The following is a 16,896-nucleotide window of genomic DNA, read 5'->3' as shown; positions in this document are numbered from 1 at the left end:
CGCTGCTCCTTACGCGGGTTTATTGCGATAAGCCAAGGCGTTCGCCCTGATAGCGGCCATCCAGAATAGCCTGCCACCAGGTGGGATTGGCCAGATACCATGCCACGGTTTTACGCATGCCGCTTTCAAAGGTTTCCTGCGGTACCCAGCCAAGTTCATGCGCGATTTTACTGGCATCAATGGCATAGCGCTGATCGTGACCGGGGCGGTCAGTGACATAGGTAATCAGGTCGCGGTAATGCGCCAGCCCGGCAGGTTTCTGCTCTGCGGCCAGCTCTTCAAGCAGGCTGCAGATAGTTTCAACCACCTCAATATTGCGTCGCTCGTTATGGCCGCCAATATTATAAGTTTCGCCTGGCTTGCCATGGCTGACCACCTGATAGAGTGCGCGGGCGTGATCTTCGACGTAGAGCCAGTCACGAATCTGCTGTCCGTTGCCGTAAACCGGTAAGGCTTTCCCGGCCAGCGCATTGATGATGGTCAGCGGGATCAGCTTCTCCGGGAAATGGCAGGGGCCGTAGTTATTTGAACAGTTGGTGACCAGCGTGGGCAGACCGTAAGTGCGCAGCCAGGCTCGCACTAAATGGTCGCTGCTGGCCTTGCTGGCGGCGTAAGGACTGCTTGGCGCATAGGGTGTGGTTTCGGTGAAGTAAGCCTGGCTGTCGTGCAGATCGCCAAAGACTTCATCTGTCGAGATATGGTGGAACAGAAAGGCGGTTTTGCGCGCGTTATCCAGGTTTTGCCAGTAAAAACGCGCGGCTTCCAGCAACTGATAAGTCCCGACAATATTGGTCTCGATAAAGGCTACCGGCCCGTCAATCGAACGATCCACATGGCTTTCAGCCGCAAGATGCATCACACAGTCTGGCTGATGACGGGTAAACACCTGATCAAGTGCCGGGCGATCGCAGATATCGACCTGCTCAAAATGAAAGCGGGGCGAGTCGGCAACGCTGGCGAGTGACGCCAGATTTCCGGCGTAGCTGAGTTTATCGACCACCACCACCTGATGTTCGGTTTCTGCGATCAGAAAGCGCACCAGTGCAGAACCGATAAACCCGGCACCGCCCGTGATCAGAAAACGCCTCATCGCCACACACCTTTGGTGTCGACAATCCAGTTCTGCTGAACGCTGGCGCCATCAATGGCGCGGAAGGCGCGGTGATCGACCAGCATCACCAGAATATCGGCCTGTTCCAGCGCCTGCCCGGCAGAGACCAGCACGGCTTTGTCGGCCAGTGCGTCAGCAAGCTGCTCAATATGGGGTTCAACCACCCAGGTGGTGCCGCTGTGCCACTCTGCAATTTTCTGTGCCACGCCCACCGCCGGGCTTTCGCGCAGGTCGTCAATATTGGGTTTAAAGGCCAGGCCAAAGCAGGCGATGGTGATATCGCTGGCGCGCTTGCCGGTCTGTGTCAGGCAGTCCGCCAGCGCGGTTTTCACCTGGTCCAGCACCCACTGAGGCTTGGCGTCATTGACCTCGCGCGCGGTGCGGATCAGGCGGGCTAATTCAGGATTCTGCGCCACGATGAACCAGGGATCGACGGCGATACAGTGACCGCCGACGCCTGGACCCGGCTGCAGAATGTTGACGCGCGGATGGCGATTCGCCAGCGCAATCAGCTCCCAGACGTTAATCCCCTGATCGGCACAAATCAGCGACAGCTCATTGGCAAAGGCGATATTCACGTCACGGAAGCTGTTTTCTGTCAGCTTACACATCTCGGCGGTTCGGGCGTTGGTTTCAACGCATTCGCCTTTTAAAAACAGCCGATAAAGCTCGCTGGCGCGGGCGGAACAGGCTGGCGTCATGCCGCCAATCACCCGGTCGTTGTTAATCAGCTCAACCATCACCTGACCAGGCAGCACGCGCTCCGGACAGTAGGCAACAAAAATATCGGGCGTATCGCCGTGCTGAGGAAAGCGCAGGTCGGGACGCGCCGCCGCCAGCCAGTCGGCCATCTGTTCGGTGCTGCCCACCGGTGAGGTCGACTCCAGAATCACCAGGTCGCCCTTTTTCAGTACCGGCGCAATCGACTCCGCCGCGGCTTTCACAAAGCGCAGATCGGGCTGATGCTCATCTTTAAAAGGGGTCGGTACGGCGATAAGAAAAGCGTCGGCGGCTTCCGGCTGCGTGGTGGCGCGCAGATCGCCACGCGTAACAGCCGCATGCACCACCTGATCTAAATCGGGTTCCACGATATGGATCGCGCCACGATTGATGGTTTCAACGGCGCGCGCATTGATATCCACGCCCACCACTTTTTTTCCCTTTAAGGCAAAAACGGCTGCCGTCGGCAGCCCAATGTATCCCAGTCCAATCACGGAGATGGTTTCAAAACTCATAATTCGGCTCGGTTATCTTTTAAGGCTTGTAAAATACGACCACAGGCTTTGCCATCGCCATACGGATTATGGGCGTGGCTCATCGCCTGCCAGGCAGCGTCGTCAGTCAGCAAGCTGCTGACCTCCGCCACGATTCGGGCGATATCGGTCCCCACCAGTTTGACGGTGCCGGCGTCGACCGCTTCAGGCCGCTCGGTGGTGTCACGCATCACCAGCACCGGTTTACCCAGCGAAGGCGCTTCCTCCTGAATGCCACCGGAGTCGGTAAGGATGAGCCAGGCGCGGTTCATCAGCCAGACAAAAGGCAGATACTCCTGCGGTTCAATCAGAATGATATTCTCAATGCCGCTGAGAATCCGGTTTACCGGCTCGCTGACATTGGGATTAAGGTGCACCGGATAGACAATCTGCGCCTCGGGATGCTGGCGGGCAATCTGCGCCAGCGCGCTGCAGATACGTTCAAAGCCGCCACCAAAGCTTTCGCGACGATGTCCGGTGACCAGCACCAGTTTCTTATCCGGGTCGAGAAACGGATAGCGCGCCGCCAGTTGTGCATTCAGATTGCTGTCATCCAGCACCCTGTCGCGAACCCACAGCAGCGCATCAATGACCGTATTGCCGGTCACGATAATGCGCGCATCGGGCAGATTTTCCTGCAACAGATTCTGACGCGATCGGGAGGTGGGGGTGAAATGCAGATGGGCAAGATGACCGGTAAGTTTACGGTTACCCTCTTCCGGCCATGGCGAGGCGAGATCGCCGGTACGCAGACCGGCCTCCACATGCCCGACCGGAATCTGATGATAAAATGCCGCCAGGCTCGCCGCCAGTGTGGTGGTGGTGTCACCATGCACCAGCACGATGTCCGGTTTGAAGTCGAGCAGGACGGTTTTCATGCCCTCTAAAATGCGGCAGGTGATCTCGGTCAGCCCCTGCTCGGGACGCATAATATTGAGATCATAGTCCGGCTGCAGCTTGAACAGGCGCAGCACCTGATCGAGCATTTCGCGATGCTGTGCGGTGACGCACAGTCGCGATTCGAAAGCGGGATCCTGCGCCAGCGCCTGAACCAGCGGTGCCATTTTGATCGCTTCGGGACGAGTACCAAATACCGTCAGAACTTTCACACTGTTTCTCTCACTCATGCGTGTCTGACATCAGACGCGGACGACGTGCCAGCGCCACTCCCGCGCCTGTTAATGCCCCAATGGCACCCCACATAATCATCATGAACAGACGTCGCGGGCTGTCACGTGATACCGGCTCTTCCGGCGTACGCAGATAACGGTAGGTCTGGAACTGGCTGTTCAGTTTTGGCCCGGTCTGCAGCGTGGTCAGCATTGCTCTGTTCTGATCATAGCTGATATCAAAATCCGGACCGGTAGCGCGCAGCGTATCCAGCTGTCCCTGTAAAACGGGCTGGCCCAGCAGAAACAGGTCGCTGTCTGCCAGATTTTCACCCGCTTCTCGCGTCTGTTTCTCATTGATGCCCTGCTGGCTGGCGATCTTCAGCGCCTGTTCCAGCCGATGCTGCTGGCGCTGAAACACCGCATTAGCCACATCTTCCTGACGTTTCACCTGCGCCTGCAACTGGTCGGTACGCGCCCGCCAGGCACCTTTTAGCTCATCATTCAGATGACGCGCGGCGCGCTCACTGGCATAGGCGATGTACTGACGCAGCAGATTATTGGCGTCGCCAGCGGTTTCCGCTTTGAGTTTGACGTTATCGGGCAGGTTATGTGCCGCGTCAGCGGGCGTGAACAGGATATTGCCGATCATATCGTCGAGCAGCGCGGCATCATTATGCGCATTGCCGGTTTTACGACTCTTGTAATAATCCGTTTGCTGCCAGAACTCACGACGCGTATCCCAGGAGGCAAGCTGCATGGTGAACTCCTGATAAACCTGATCCATCACCGTAGGTGAAGGTGCGGCCAGGGTTAAGGCGTTGTTGCGCACATCCAGATTGGTCAGGAATTGCTGCTGCGCATAGTAAGAACCCAGCATGTTCACCGTCGGACGATCGGTGATCGCCGTGGTGCTCCAGACCTGTTTCAGCAGCAGCGTGGCCAGCCAGGCGACCAGAGCAAACAGCAGCGCCAGCCCGATAATCCAGCGCTTGCCACGCCATAAACGGCAGCAAAAGCTGCGAATATCCAGTTCGTTGTCCACAACGTCAGAAGGCATGGCAGAGGTATCCTTTATCAGCTCTTTTCAGGGTAATTTGTTTTTTGCTTCGCGATGATGGCTCAGACGGCGCTTAATGCGGCGGACACGTCGCGCCACGCGCCACGCATGTTTGAGGCAGTAGCCGTAAACCATAAACGCGCCCAGGAACAGCAGCAGCATCACCCACTCCGGGATAAATGCCAGATATTCACCCAGCACACCGATACCGGCGAGAATGGCCGCCGCAACGGTAATCAGCACAAAGGCCTGACGTGAGGTAAAACCGGCACGCATAATCAGATGGTGGATGTGCTGACGATCAGCCGAGAACGGACTCATGCCTTTACGCAGGCGACGATACATAATCGCCACCATATCCATCAGGGGAATGGCGATAAGCCACAGTGCGGTAACGGGCGTAATGGGATGGCTCAGACCCTGCGTCGTTTCCAGCAGAATCCAGATAATGGTGAACCCGATCATGGTGCTGCCGGCATCGCCCATAAAAACTTTGAAGCGACGGCCAAGGAAGCCGAGGTTAAGCAGGATATAGGGCAGCGTGGCGGCAATCATCGCAAAACACCACATCGCGAGGCTGGTCTGGCCGTCGAAGTAGAGGATGATCCCCATGGCGGCAAAAGTGACCGAGGAGAGTCCGCCCAGCAGACCATCGATCCCATCCACCATATTAAAGGCGTTGATCGCGGCCCAGACGGCAAACAGCGTCAGCACATAACCGAAGGGCCCCACGATAAGCTCGAACGGGCCGACGATAAAGCCCAGGCTAAGCAGATAGAGTTTTGCGCCAAACATCATCACCAGTGCGACAATCGCCTGCACCACCGCGCGGATCTTGACGCTGATATCGAAACGGTCATCCAGTGCGCCAACCAGCACCAGAACACCGGCGCAGCCCAGATAGAGCAGCGCGTGAGGCAGATAGTAGTTGGTAATGGCAAACGTGAAGCAGATACCTGCGAACACAGAAATGCCGCCCACCAACGGAATCGCGCCATGATGGCGTTTACGTGAGTTAGGCTTATCAACTAAACCAATTTTTTTAGCTGCTTTTCGAGCAAAAAAGAGGAAAGCCAGGGAAAAGAGAAAAATTAAACCAAGCTCAGTACTCATAGTGAGTAAATTCACGTTAAACGCTCTCAGCTAACATCCCGCACAACAATACGCGAAAAAACGCGCCTATCGCTGTGTCGGATTCCGAATTCTGCATAAAGAGACAGACGAACGGTCAAAAGTTCGCCATCGCTACCACAGTCATTATAAATGCTCCTGCCAGTGTTCAATCCTATAGCTCACAAATGAAAAACGCCACGTTGAGACGTGGCGTGAGGTCGATTTTCTGCGCATCTGGACTAAAAAAGCCGAATCTGTGGTTCGGCCAGGCAGTATCGGATTAAGAACGCTTCATCATATCGAAGAATTCATCATTAGTTTTGGTCATCGCCAGCTTGTTGATGAGGAATTCCATTGCGTCGATTTCGCCCATTGGGTGAATAATCTTACGCAGGATCCACATCTTCTGCAGCTCTTCCTGAGAGGTGAGCAGCTCTTCTTTACGCGTACCAGAGCGGTTGTAATCAATCGCCGGGAAGACGCGTTTTTCAGCGATTTTACGGGCGAGATGCAGTTCCATGTTACCGGTACCTTTAAACTCTTCGTAAATCACTTCATCCATCTTCGAACCGGTATCAACCAGCGCGGTCGCGATGATGGTCAGGCTACCGCCCTCTTCCACGTTACGTGCAGCACCAAAGAAACGCTTTGGACGATGCAGGGCGTTGGCATCCACACCACCGGTCAGGACTTTACCTGAAGCAGGAACCACGGTGTTGTAAGCACGTGCCAGACGTGTAATGGAGTCGAGCAGGATGATGACATCTTTTTTGTGCTCAACCAGACGCTTGGCCTTCTCGATCACCATTTCAGCAACCTGAACGTGGCGTGAAGCTGGCTCATCGAAGGTTGAGGCGATAACTTCGCCTTTCACCAGACGCTGCATCTCGGTGACTTCTTCCGGGCGCTCATCGATCAGCAGTACCATCAGGGTACAGTCCGGATAGTTGTGCGCCAGGCTCTGCGCGATGTTCTGCAGCAGCATGGTTTTACCGGCTTTCGGTGGTGCAACAATCAGACCACGCTGGCCACGACCAATTGGCGATGCCAGATCCAGTACGCGAGCGGTTAAATCTTCCGTTGAGCCATTACCCCGCTCCATACGCAGACGTTTATTTGCGTGCAGCGGCGTGAGGTTTTCGAACAGAATCTTATTACGCGCATTTTCCGGCTTGTCGTAGTTAACTTCGTTAACTTTCAGCAGCGCAAAATAACGTTCACCCTCTTTCGGTGGACGGATTTTGCCAGAGATGGTGTCACCAGTGCGGAGGTTGAAGCGGCGGATTTGACTAGGGGAAACGTAGATATCATCAGGGCCGGCGAGGTAGGAGCTGTCTCCGGAACGGAGGAATCCAAATCCATCCTGAAGGATCTCCAGCACGCCATCACCGAAGATGTCTTCGCCGCTTTTCGCGTGCTGCTTCAGGATTGAAAAGATAATGTCCTGCTTGCGCATACGAGCCTGGTTTTCCAGTCCCATATTTTCGCCGAGAGTAACCAGCTCAGCAACCGGCGTATTCTTTAATTCGGTAAGATTCATAGTGATGGGTTCTTAAACTCGGGGTAATACTCGGAATGTTTGTCGTGAATGGTATGGCAACTAATCCATGCCGTTAATGGCTCTTTTCGGCTCTTCCTGACGATCATCGTATGGAATGGCGATCGGTATGCAGGGAGATGTCCGAATGTGATGCCAGAGTTGGAGCTAACCGTAAGATTGCTGAACCGTTCTATCTTTATAAGGTACAGGGCGACAGGGTTCAACAAGGGAAAACTTTTAGATGCTAACTACAAGGTAAGTTCGTAATGCAGTGCTGGTAAATTAGCACGCCTGAAAGCGAACGTCCAGCAGCAGGAGATAAATTCACCACTGCCGGACATTCAGCCCTGAATTACGCCAGGTTGGCGTTCAGGAACTCTTTCAGCTGGCCTTTAGACAGCGCGCCCACTTTGGTCGCGGCGACTTCGCCATTTTTAAACAGCAGCAGCGTCGGGATACCACGAATGCCATACTTCGGTGCCGTGCCTGGGTTATCATCAATATTCAGCTTAGCGATGGTCAGCTTGCCATCATACTCTTCTGCAACTTCATCAAGGATTGGCGCGATCATTTTGCAAGGACCGCACCATTCAGCCCAGAAATCTACCAGTGTAACGCCGTCGGCTTTCAGCACGTCGGTGTCGAAACTGTCATCAGTCAGATGAACGATTTTATCGCTGCTCATGTTTTACTCCACAAGATTATGCCTGGCGAATTGGCGTAAAATATACCAATGTTGGTTGACTTTATTTCATCGGATACGCTTTCGTAAAGCGATAGTAAGCTGATATTCTACCACACTATGAGCAAAACACACTTAACTGAACAGAAGTTTTCCGACTTCGCCCTGCACCCAAAAGTGGTGGAAGCCCTTGATACTAAAGGCTTTCAATACTGCACGCCGATTCAGGCGTTAGCTCTGCCTTTTACGCTTTCAGGGCGTGATGTTGCAGGCCAGGCGCAAACCGGTACCGGCAAAACGATGGCGTTTCTGACGTCAACGTTTCATCATCTTCTCTCTCATCCTGCGGCGGAAGGTCGTCAGGTTAACCAGCCACGGGCATTAATTCTTGCGCCGACGCGTGAACTTGCTGTGCAGATTCATGCAGATGCAGAACCCCTTACCGCCTCAACCGGCCTGAAACTGGGTCTCGCCTATGGCGGAGACGGTTATGACAAACAGCTTAAAGTGCTGGAGCAGGGCGTTGATATTCTGGTGGCTACCACCGGTCGCCTGATCGACTACGCGAAACAGAATCACGTCAACCTCGGTGCTATTCAGGTCATGGTGCTGGACGAAGCCGATCGTATGTTCGATCTCGGCTTTATTAAAGATATTCGCTGGCTGTTCCGTCGCATGCCGCCGGCGACTCAGCGTCTGAGCATGCTGTTCTCGGCGACCCTCTCCTACCGCGTCCGTGAACTGGCGTTTGAGCACATGAACAGTGCTGAATATGTGGAAGTGGAACCGGAACAGAAAACCGGCCATCGCATTCAGGAAGAGCTTTTCTATCCGTCTAACGAAGAGAAAATGCGCCTGTTGCAGACCCTGCTGGAAGAAGAGTGGCCCGATCGCGCCATTATTTTCGCCAACACCAAGCACCGCTGTGAAGATATCTGGGGCCACCTGGCTGCCGATGGACATCGTGTCGGCCTGCTGACCGGCGACGTTGCTCAGAAGAAGCGCCTGCGCATTCTGGATGACTTCACCAAAGGTGATGTGGATATTCTGGTCGCCACTGACGTGGCTGCTCGCGGTCTGCACATCCCGGCTGTTACCCACGTCTTTAACTACGATCTGCCAGACGACTGTGAAGATTACGTTCACCGTATTGGCCGTACCGGTCGTGCAGGCGCCAGCGGTCATTCAATCAGCCTGGCCTGTGAAGAGTACGCGCTGAATCTGCCTTCGATTGAAGAGTACATCGGCCACAGCATCCCGGTCAGCAAGTACAGCAGCGAAGCGTTGTTAACGGATTTACCACCGCCTAAGCGTCTGCAACGCAGCCGTTCCGGCAATGGCCCACGTCGCGGAGGGAATAACGCCAATCGTCGCGGTGCTCCACGCAACAACAACCGTAAACGTTCAGGTTAAGGCCACCATGCTAAGCGCATCGTCACTTTATGCAGCGATTGATTTAGGGTCTAACAGCTTTCATATGTTGGTGGTGCGCGAGGTTTCTGGCAGTATCCAGACCGTTGCAAAAATTAAGCGCAAGGTTCGCCTTGCTGCCGGTCTGGATAAAAATAACCTGTTGTCAGCCGACGCGATGTCGCGAGGCTGGCAATGCCTCAGACTGTTCTCTGAACAACTGCAGGATATTCCCCCCGATCAGATTCGCGTGGTGGCGACCGCCACGCTGCGTCTGGCTGCCAATGCGCAGACCTTCCTCGACACCGCCCAACAGATCCTTGGCTGTACCATCAACGTCATCAGCGGTGAAGAAGAGGCGCGCCTGATTTATCAGGGCGTGGCCCACACCACCGGCGGTTCCGACCAGCGTTTAGTGGTCGATATCGGCGGCGGCAGCACCGAGCTGGCCACCGGCGACGGATCGCACGCGTCGGTGTTGTTCAGTCTGTCGATGGGCTGTGTGACGTGGCTGGAGCGATTCTTCAGCGATCGTCATCTGGCAAAAGAGAACTTTGACCAGGCCGAGCTGGCGGCACGTGAGATGATCCAGCCCATTGCAGCGCAGCTGCGTGAGCAGGGCTGGCAGGCCTGTGTTGGTGCTTCAGGCACGGTTCAGGCGCTGCAGGAGATCATGGTGGCGCAGGGCATGGATGAGCGCATCACGCTGAATAAGCTGCAGCAGCTGAAGCAGCGCGCCATTCAGTGCGGCAAACTGGAAGAGCTGGAAATCGAAGGGCTGACGCTGGAGCGGGCGCTGGTGTTCCCCAGCGGCCTGTCGATTCTGATCGCCATCTTCCAGGAACTCAGTATCGATAGCATGACGCTGGCGGGCGGCGCACTGCGTGAAGGACTGGTCTACGGCATGCTGCATCTGCCCATCGACCGGGATATCCGTACCCGTACGCTACACAACGTCCAGCGCCGTTTCAGCATTGATGTCGAGCAGGCGGATCGCGTGCGTCAGCTGGCGGAGAGCTTTTTCCGTCAGGTTTCCACGTTGTGGAAGCTGGATCAGCGCTGTCGTGAGTTGCTGCTCAGCGCCTGCGCGATCCACGAAATCGGCCTGAGCGTTGACTTCCGTCATGCGCCGCAGCATGCGGCGTATCTGGTGCGTCACCTCGATCTTCCTGGTTTCACACCGGCGCAGAAGAAGCTGCTGGCCTGTTTACTGCAAAACCAGAGCGGCAGCATCGATCTGGCTTTGCTGACTCAGCAGAACGCCCTGCCGCCGCGGCTGGCGGAACGGATGTGCCGTCTGCTGCGGCTGGCGATTATTTTCTCCACCCGCCGTCGCGATGACACCCTGCCTGCGGTGCGGCTACAGGCAGACGATGATGCCCTGCATCTGACCCTGCCCGCGGGCTGGCTGGAGGCCCATCCGTTGCGCAGTGAGCTGCTGGAGCAGGAAAGCCATTATCAGTCTTACGTCCACTGGTTATTAACCCTGTCGTAATTGCCCTCGCGTGAGGCGAATCTCCTTCGCCTCCTGCACTGGTTTAACTCTTTTTCGCCTTATCCAGCATCGCTCTCAGACCGGCAACCCGGCTCTGACCGGTTTTCATCCGCTCCTCCGCACTGACCACTTTGCGCTCGGTCTCCCATTGCAGATCGTCCTGCGGCAGTTCCAGCAGAAAACGGCTCGGCTCCGGCCGGATTAATTCGCCATATTGCCGGCGTTCGCGACACAGGGTAAAGGTCAGCTCTTTCTGCGCCCGTGTGATCCCCACGTAGGCCAGGCGACGCTCCTCTTCGATATTATTCTCATCGATGCTGCTCTGATGCGGTAACAGCCCCTCCTCCATGCCCACCAGGAACACATAGGGGAACTCCAGCCCTTTGGAGGCGTGCAGCGTCATCAGCTGCACCTGATCCAGCTCTTCATCGCTTTCACCGCGCTCCATCATGTCGCGCAGTGTAAAGCGCGTCACCACCTGCGCCAGCGTCATCGGCTCATCAATATCGCTGCCCTCCAGCATTTCTGTCATCCACTGAAACAGCGTGTTGACGTTCTTCATCCGCATCTCTGCGGCTTTCGGGCTGCCGGAGGTTTCGAACAGCCAGCTTTCGTAGTCGATGCCGCGAATCAAATCACGCACCGCGTTCACCGGCTCACGTTCGGTCAGCTGGATAATCTCATTCAGCCAGTGGGTAAACCGCTGCAGATGCTCCAGACCGCGGCCACTCAGCGTCTGCCCCAGACCGACATCAAAACTGGCGTTAAACAGGCTCTTGCTGCGCAGGTTGGCCCACTCACCGAGCTTCTGCAGCGTAGCCGGGCCAATCTCACGGCGTGGCGTATTGACGATGCGCAGAAACGCGCTGTCATCCTCAGGATTGGTCAGCACGCGCAGATAGGCGAGCAGATCTTTGATCTCGGGCCGTGAGAAGAACGAGGTACCGCCAGAGATGCGATAAGGGATGCGGTTCTGCATCAGAAACTTTTCAAAGGTCCGGGACTGATGGTTGCCACGATAAAGAATGGCGTAATCTTTGTACTGCGTCCGGTTGATAAAGTGATGCGCGATGAGCTCGCCGGTGACCCGCTCCGCTTCATGCTCTTCACTGTTGGCAGTAAGCACCTTCAGCTCGCTGCCCTGCCCCAACTCCGAAAAGAGCCGCTTCTCAAAGACGTGCGGGTTATTGGCAATCAGGATATTTGCCGCTTTCAGTATGCGCTGCGAAGAGCGGTAGTTCTGCTCCAGCTTCACCACCTCCAGCGCCGGGAAATCCTGATTCAGCAGCACCAGATTCTGCGGGCGTGCGCCGCGCCAGGAGTAGATAGACTGATCATCATCGCCCACCACCGTGAAGCGCGCCCGCGCCCCCACCAGCAGCTTAACCAGTTCATACTGGCTGGTGTTGGTATCCTGATACTCATCCACCAGCAGATAGCGGATACGCTGCTGCCAGCGTTCACGCACCTCCTGATTACGCTGCAGCAGCAGCGTCGGCAGCAGAATCAAATCGTCGAAATCGAGCACGTTGCACGACTTAAGATGCTGGCTGTAGAGGGCGTAGCAGTGAGCAAAAATATTATCCTGCTGCGATCGCGCCAGCGCGGCGGCGCCCTGCGGATCGATCAGATCATTTTTCCAGTTCGAGATGGTGGAGATGAGCTGCTGTAGCAGCGTCTTATCCTCTTCCAGCCACTCTTTTGTTAGCTCTTTCAGCAGGGCGAGCTGATCCTGATCGTCGAACAGCGAGAAGTTTGACTTCATGCCCAGCGCCGCGGTTTCGCGTTTGATGATCTCCAGCCCCAGCGTATGGAAGGTGGAGATCAGCAGACCGCGCGCCTCTTTGCGGCCCAGCGTCTGCGCCACACGCTCTTTCATTTCGCGCGAAGCTTTATTGGTAAAGGTCACCGCGGCGATGTGGCGCGCCTGATAGCCGCATTCACGGATCAGATGGGCGATTTTATTGGTAATCACGCGGGTTTTGCCCGATCCCGCGCCCGCCAGCACCAGACAGGGACCGGTAACAAATTCGACGGCACGTTGTTGGCTGGGGTTTAAACGCATAGGAGAAATCGCCTGATTGAATCAAAAGAAAGGGGTTTATACTGGGCGGCAATTATACACAACCGAGATACCAACATGGCGAAAACCGCGGCGGCTTTACACATCCTGGTCAAAGAGGAAGCGCAGGCAAAAGAGATTCTGGCGAAACTGGCGAAGGGTGGCAATTTCCAGCAGCTGGCAAAGAAGCACTCAACCTGTCCTTCCGGCCGGAATGGCGGCGATCTGGGCGAGTTCCGGCAGGGACAGATGGTGCCGGCCTTTGATAAAGCGGTCTTTACCTGCCCGCTGCTGACGCCTTACGGGCCGGTAAAGACCGGCTTTGGTTATCACATTATCAAAGTACTCTATCGCAACTAGTTACTTCTTCTGCTTCATCTGCTGCAGGACGGTGCTGCACTGGTTGTCTTCGTTATCACTAGGAGAGATCAGTGCCAGCAGCGCCGCCGCCGGGCCGACTACTGCGCCCAGAGCCACTGCAGCAGCACCACGTGCCAGCAGTGGCCCCGTTTTCACGCCCGCATCAGGATTTTTAAAGGTACCACGCACATAGAGCGGGGAGCGCAGCGTTACGATGCGGACGCCCTTACTCTCCGGATTCACCGACAGATCCAGCCGCTCACTGGCGAAGTTCGCGTTGCCTGACACGTTGATAATCGCGTTCTCGGTATCAAACACAAACAGGTTAGGCGTCGCCACACCGTTCTGCAGTTTGAGATCGGTGGCGGCGCAGTTGATACGCACCTGGTCATCGCCAAACAGTTTGCCCACCACGTAGTTACCGACGTTGAGTCCGGCAATTTCCATCAGGCTGCGGCTGATCAGACCATCATTCATCAGCAGCTTAAGTTGCCCGTTGCTGGTCGCCAGCAGATCGGCTACGGAGTTACCGGTGCCGGTAAAGCTGGCATCGCCATTGAGCTGGCCACGGCTGTTCTTCATCGCCTCCACATTCGGGAAGAGCTGACGCAGCTGCAGCTTACGGACATGAAGATCAACCCGGCCACGCATCGGCGAGTGATCGCCCTCCAGCCGGATAGTGCTGTTGAGATTGCCGCCCGCCACACCAAAGCGCAGCGGGTCCAGCAGCAGATCACCGTTTTTCAGCTGTAAATGGGTATAGAGATCGCTTAACGGCAGTGAATTGCTGTGTTCGATCCGTTTGCCGCTGAACTTCACGTCGGCATCCATCACGTCCCAGTTTTTGGTTTCGAATTTATCGTGTGGTAGCACGCGGTCTGCGGGCTGATTCGATTTCTCCCCGCGCCGGGCTTTGGCCTGCGCAGTTTTTTCACTGCCTTTGCCAGAGTCGACGCCAATCAGCGGCCCCAGATCGGCCATGCGCAGTTGCTCAGAGGTCAGCTCGCCGCTGAGTGTCGGGCGGGGTTTAACCTGACTGTAGATCAGCGACCCATGAATATCGCTGTCGCCAATATGTCCGTTAAATTTCTCATAGCGGTAGACCGCACCCTTTTCGCCGCTGAATTTAGCAATCAGATGGCCGTCGGTTTCATAAGGTGGCGTGTCAGGCAGCAGGACGCCGGTCAGGCCATAGAGATTGGCCAGCGTATCGCCCGAGAAACGCAGTCGCACGTTAAGCCCGCCGAGGTTCATCGGATCCTGCAGACCGCCGGTCACCTGAACGCGGGTGCTGCCGTTGCGCAGATCGGCCTGAATCGGGAACGGGGTGTTCTGACTGCGCAGTGACAGCATGCCGCCAATCTTACCGTCGCCGCTGAGTGACTCATTGTTATAAGTGCCCTTCGCCTGCCAGCCAAAGACGAAGTCGCCTGCGCCCTTCTGCTGGTCATTGCCTCCGGCAATCTGCGTATACGGCACCGGTTTACCCAGCGGATTAACCTGCACCGTGACATCTGCGCGGTTAATGGCGTCGCGATAACGAATCTGGCCCTGATCGAACAGAATATTATCCAGACGGAATGACCAGGCCGATGGCGCAGCACTCTTCTCATCCTTGCCGCTATCGGCAAGGGTAAAGGTCCAGTTGTTCTTTTTATCCGCGGTCTGGATCAGACGCGCATCCGGCCGCTGCAATTTAATCCACGGGATGAACAGTTCTTTGTGCAGCAGCGACAGCGGTGACAATGTGGCATCGACCCGCTGCAGATGTACCATGGTGACGTCAGCAATGTCAGGCGGATTCCCCAGCATGATATCTTCCGCATGGATCTGCGGCCACGGCACCCAGCGCCGCCAGCCTGTTTCGTCGCGATTTCGTGCCCAGTCGATACCCAGATCCCCGCGTATCGCAAAGGGGCGGTTTAACTCGGTTGAAACTTTTTGATTGATGGTGGGCTTCAGGCGATTCCAGTCAAAGGTCGCGATGACGACGATAATCACCACGATCAACAACACCAGAATTCCTGCTACCCAGCTGACTATTTTCCCGGTACGCGACATTACGCTTTCTCCTTGCACATTCACGGTCTGCGTTAAAGATAGTCGAGACCGCGGGCAACAGCATCAGGGAAGCGGGATAGTAAGATGATTCAATTCAGAAAAAGGGGTTTCTCAGCCATTTCGTTAGCATAAGCGGTAAAAAAAGCCGACATTCCCGGCGTTTATCCCCGAGACCGGGACTAATGGCCACCTTAAAAGGTAAATTAAAACACCGTTTTAAAACCATTGACGTCTGCCATACCAGACGCGAGACTAAGGCGATATTTCACTACAGGTCTGAAACCATGACGCAGAAAAAAATCGCCATCATCGGCGAATGCATGATTGAGCTGTCCGAAAAGGGTGAGAACATTAAACGTGGCTTTGGTGGCGATACGCTCAATACGGCTGTTTATCTCGCCCGCCAGGTTGATGAGCAGCAGTTACGGGTCGATTATGTCACTGCGCTGGGTACGGATTCGTTCAGCGATCAAATGATCGCGGCCTGGCAGCAGGAGAAGGTCAATACCGACCTGATTCAGCGGCTCGATAATAAAATGCCGGGCCTGTATTTCATTGAAACCGATGCCGACGGTGAGCGCACCTTCTGGTACTGGCGCAGTGATGCCGCCGCGCGTTACTGGCTCGACAGTCCGCAATCAGCAGAGATAGCTGAACAGCTGTCGCACTACGATTATCTCTATCTTAGCGGCATCAGCCTGGCGATTCTGCCGCCTGCCAGTCGTGAAAAGCTGATGGTGCTGCTGGCGCGCTGCCGGGCTAATGGCGGCAAGGTGATTTTCGATAACAACTACCGCCCGCGTTTATGGGCCGATCGGGCCAGCACGCAGGCCGCTTATCGCGCCATGCTCAACTGCACCGATATCGCCTTCCTGACACTGGATGATGAACATCTGCTCTGGGGCGAAGAGCCGCTGGATGACGTTATCGCGCGTACCCGTCAGGCGGGTGCCAGCGAAATCGTGATTAAGCGCGGTGCAGACTCCTGCCTGGTGGTCACCGGCGACGCACCGCTGATTGATGTGCCTGCGGTACGTCTGGCGAAAAAGAAAGTGATCGATACCACCGCAGCCGGTGATTCGTTCAGTGCCGGTTATCTGGCTCGCCGTCTGACCGGCGCCTCTGCAGAGGTCGCCGCGCAGCGCGGACACCTGACTGCCAGCACCGTGATTCAGCATCGCGGCGCGATTATTCCGGCAGAGGCGATGCCTGACTGACAGAGCGCTAGCCAGCGTCGTTGATACAGGCACTGATCGTGCCGATGCCAGAAAATGCGCCCGAGGGCGCATTTTTTTAGGCTGCTGGTAACGTCTGGCTGCGTGACTGTAACCGATGCTATCCGTTCCCAGATGAGACTGGCACGTTAGCCCCTGCAGCGTGGCGGTGTGATCCTGACGCTAAAATCATTATGTCGCCTTAAGAACGCACAGCGTGATATCCGGTAAATTGCGGCTAATAAAGCGGGCCGTGCCAGCTATTTACCTTAAGCGGAAAAATTGTGGTTAATAACAGATCCCCTGCGGTCTCCCCCTTCAATCTCTCTTATAATTTATTGATTAAAATTAATAAGTTAAACAAACAGATCCACCACCAGGCATAGTCCGAATCTGGTCAGATCCCCCCTTTTCGGATGGACGACT

At 55.6% G+C, this 16,896-nt stretch carries 13 protein-coding genes; 4 read left to right on the top strand and 9 right to left on the bottom strand.

All coding sequences use genetic code 11. The features are described from left to right. Positions 1–19 precede the first annotated feature (19 nt). The 7 genes from rffG to trxA form a co-directional block, all read right to left on the bottom strand. Positions 20–1,090 carry a dTDP-glucose 4,6-dehydratase gene (rffG, locus tag LC417_RS19850; RefSeq protein WP_010257359.1) on the bottom strand — a complete coding sequence of 357 codons (1,071 nt, stop codon included), beginning with the start codon at positions 1,088–1,090 and terminating at the stop codon, positions 20–22. Further along, a complete protein-coding gene (gene wecC / locus LC417_RS19845; protein WP_223566269.1) occupies positions 1,087–2,346 on the bottom strand; it encodes a UDP-N-acetyl-D-mannosamine dehydrogenase in 1,260 nt (419 codons plus the stop codon). Before wecC ends, rffG begins: the two co-directional genes overlap by 4 nt. Then, positions 2,343–3,473 (bottom strand): non-hydrolyzing UDP-N-acetylglucosamine 2-epimerase, encoded by a 1,131-nt coding sequence (gene wecB / locus LC417_RS19840; protein WP_010257363.1) that lies wholly within the window; start codon positions 3,471–3,473, stop codon positions 2,343–2,345. Before wecB ends, wecC begins: the two co-directional genes overlap by 4 nt. A gap of 10 nt (positions 3,474–3,483) precedes the next feature. Then, entirely contained in the window at positions 3,484–4,533 is a 1,050-nt protein-coding gene (gene wzzE / locus LC417_RS19835) for an ECA polysaccharide chain length modulation protein (RefSeq protein WP_050680429.1), read from the bottom strand. 27 nt (positions 4,534–4,560) lie between these two features. Further along, positions 4,561–5,646, bottom strand: coding sequence for a UDP-N-acetylglucosamine--undecaprenyl-phosphate N-acetylglucosaminephosphotransferase (wecA, locus tag LC417_RS19830; protein WP_022624853.1), 1,086 nt, complete (start codon positions 5,644–5,646; stop codon positions 4,561–4,563). 280 nt (positions 5,647–5,926) lie between these two features. After that, positions 5,927–7,186 (bottom strand): transcription termination factor Rho, encoded by a 1,260-nt coding sequence (gene rho / locus LC417_RS19825; RefSeq protein ID WP_010257369.1) that lies wholly within the window; start codon positions 7,184–7,186, stop codon positions 5,927–5,929. A gap of 352 nt (positions 7,187–7,538) precedes the next feature. After that, positions 7,539–7,871, bottom strand: coding sequence for a thioredoxin TrxA (gene trxA, locus LC417_RS19820; RefSeq protein ID WP_003851963.1), 333 nt, complete (start codon positions 7,869–7,871; stop codon positions 7,539–7,541). 117 nt (positions 7,872–7,988) lie between these two features. Between trxA and rhlB the strand changes: the two genes are divergently transcribed. Together rhlB and gppA are read left to right on the top strand one after the other, a co-directional pair. Continuing rightward, the gene (rhlB, locus tag LC417_RS19815; protein ID WP_022624852.1) at positions 7,989–9,281 is read left to right on the top strand and encodes an ATP-dependent RNA helicase RhlB; all 1,293 of its coding nucleotides are present in this window, start codon (positions 7,989–7,991) and stop codon (positions 9,279–9,281) included. Positions 9,282–9,288: 7 nt separating this feature from the next. Then, complete coding sequence (gppA, locus tag LC417_RS19810) at positions 9,289–10,773, top strand: guanosine-5'-triphosphate,3'-diphosphate diphosphatase (protein WP_010671664.1); 1,485 nt, start codon at positions 9,289–9,291, stop codon at positions 10,771–10,773. Positions 10,774–10,816: 43 nt separating this feature from the next. Here the strand turns inward: gppA and rep are convergent, their stop codons facing one another. Further along, a complete protein-coding gene (gene rep, locus LC417_RS19805) occupies positions 10,817–12,838 on the bottom strand; it encodes a DNA helicase Rep (protein ID WP_010257384.1) in 2,022 nt (673 codons plus the stop codon). 75 nt (positions 12,839–12,913) lie between these two features. Between rep and ppiC the strand changes: the two genes are divergently transcribed. Then, positions 12,914–13,195: a peptidylprolyl isomerase PpiC gene (gene ppiC / locus LC417_RS19800; protein ID WP_010671663.1), complete on the top strand. Its 282-nt coding sequence runs from the start codon at positions 12,914–12,916 to the stop codon at positions 13,193–13,195. Here the strand turns inward: ppiC and LC417_RS19795 are convergent, their stop codons facing one another. Further along, positions 13,196–15,256, bottom strand: coding sequence for an AsmA family protein (locus tag LC417_RS19795; RefSeq protein WP_223566268.1), 2,061 nt, complete (start codon positions 15,254–15,256; stop codon positions 13,196–13,198). Positions 15,257–15,540: 284 nt separating this feature from the next. On the opposite strand from LC417_RS19795, the gene LC417_RS19790 reads away from it, so the two are divergent. Then, positions 15,541–16,473: a sugar kinase gene (locus LC417_RS19790; protein WP_062759462.1), complete on the top strand. Its 933-nt coding sequence runs from the start codon at positions 15,541–15,543 to the stop codon at positions 16,471–16,473. Positions 16,474–16,896: the final 423 nt, after the last annotated feature.

Origin of the sequence: Pantoea sp. OVA07A (assembly GCF_019969975.1) — a bacterium.
Taxonomy (GTDB): domain Bacteria; phylum Pseudomonadota; class Gammaproteobacteria; order Enterobacterales; family Enterobacteriaceae; genus Pantoea; species Pantoea agglomerans.
This window is presented reverse-complemented; position numbering and strand designations above follow the sequence as displayed.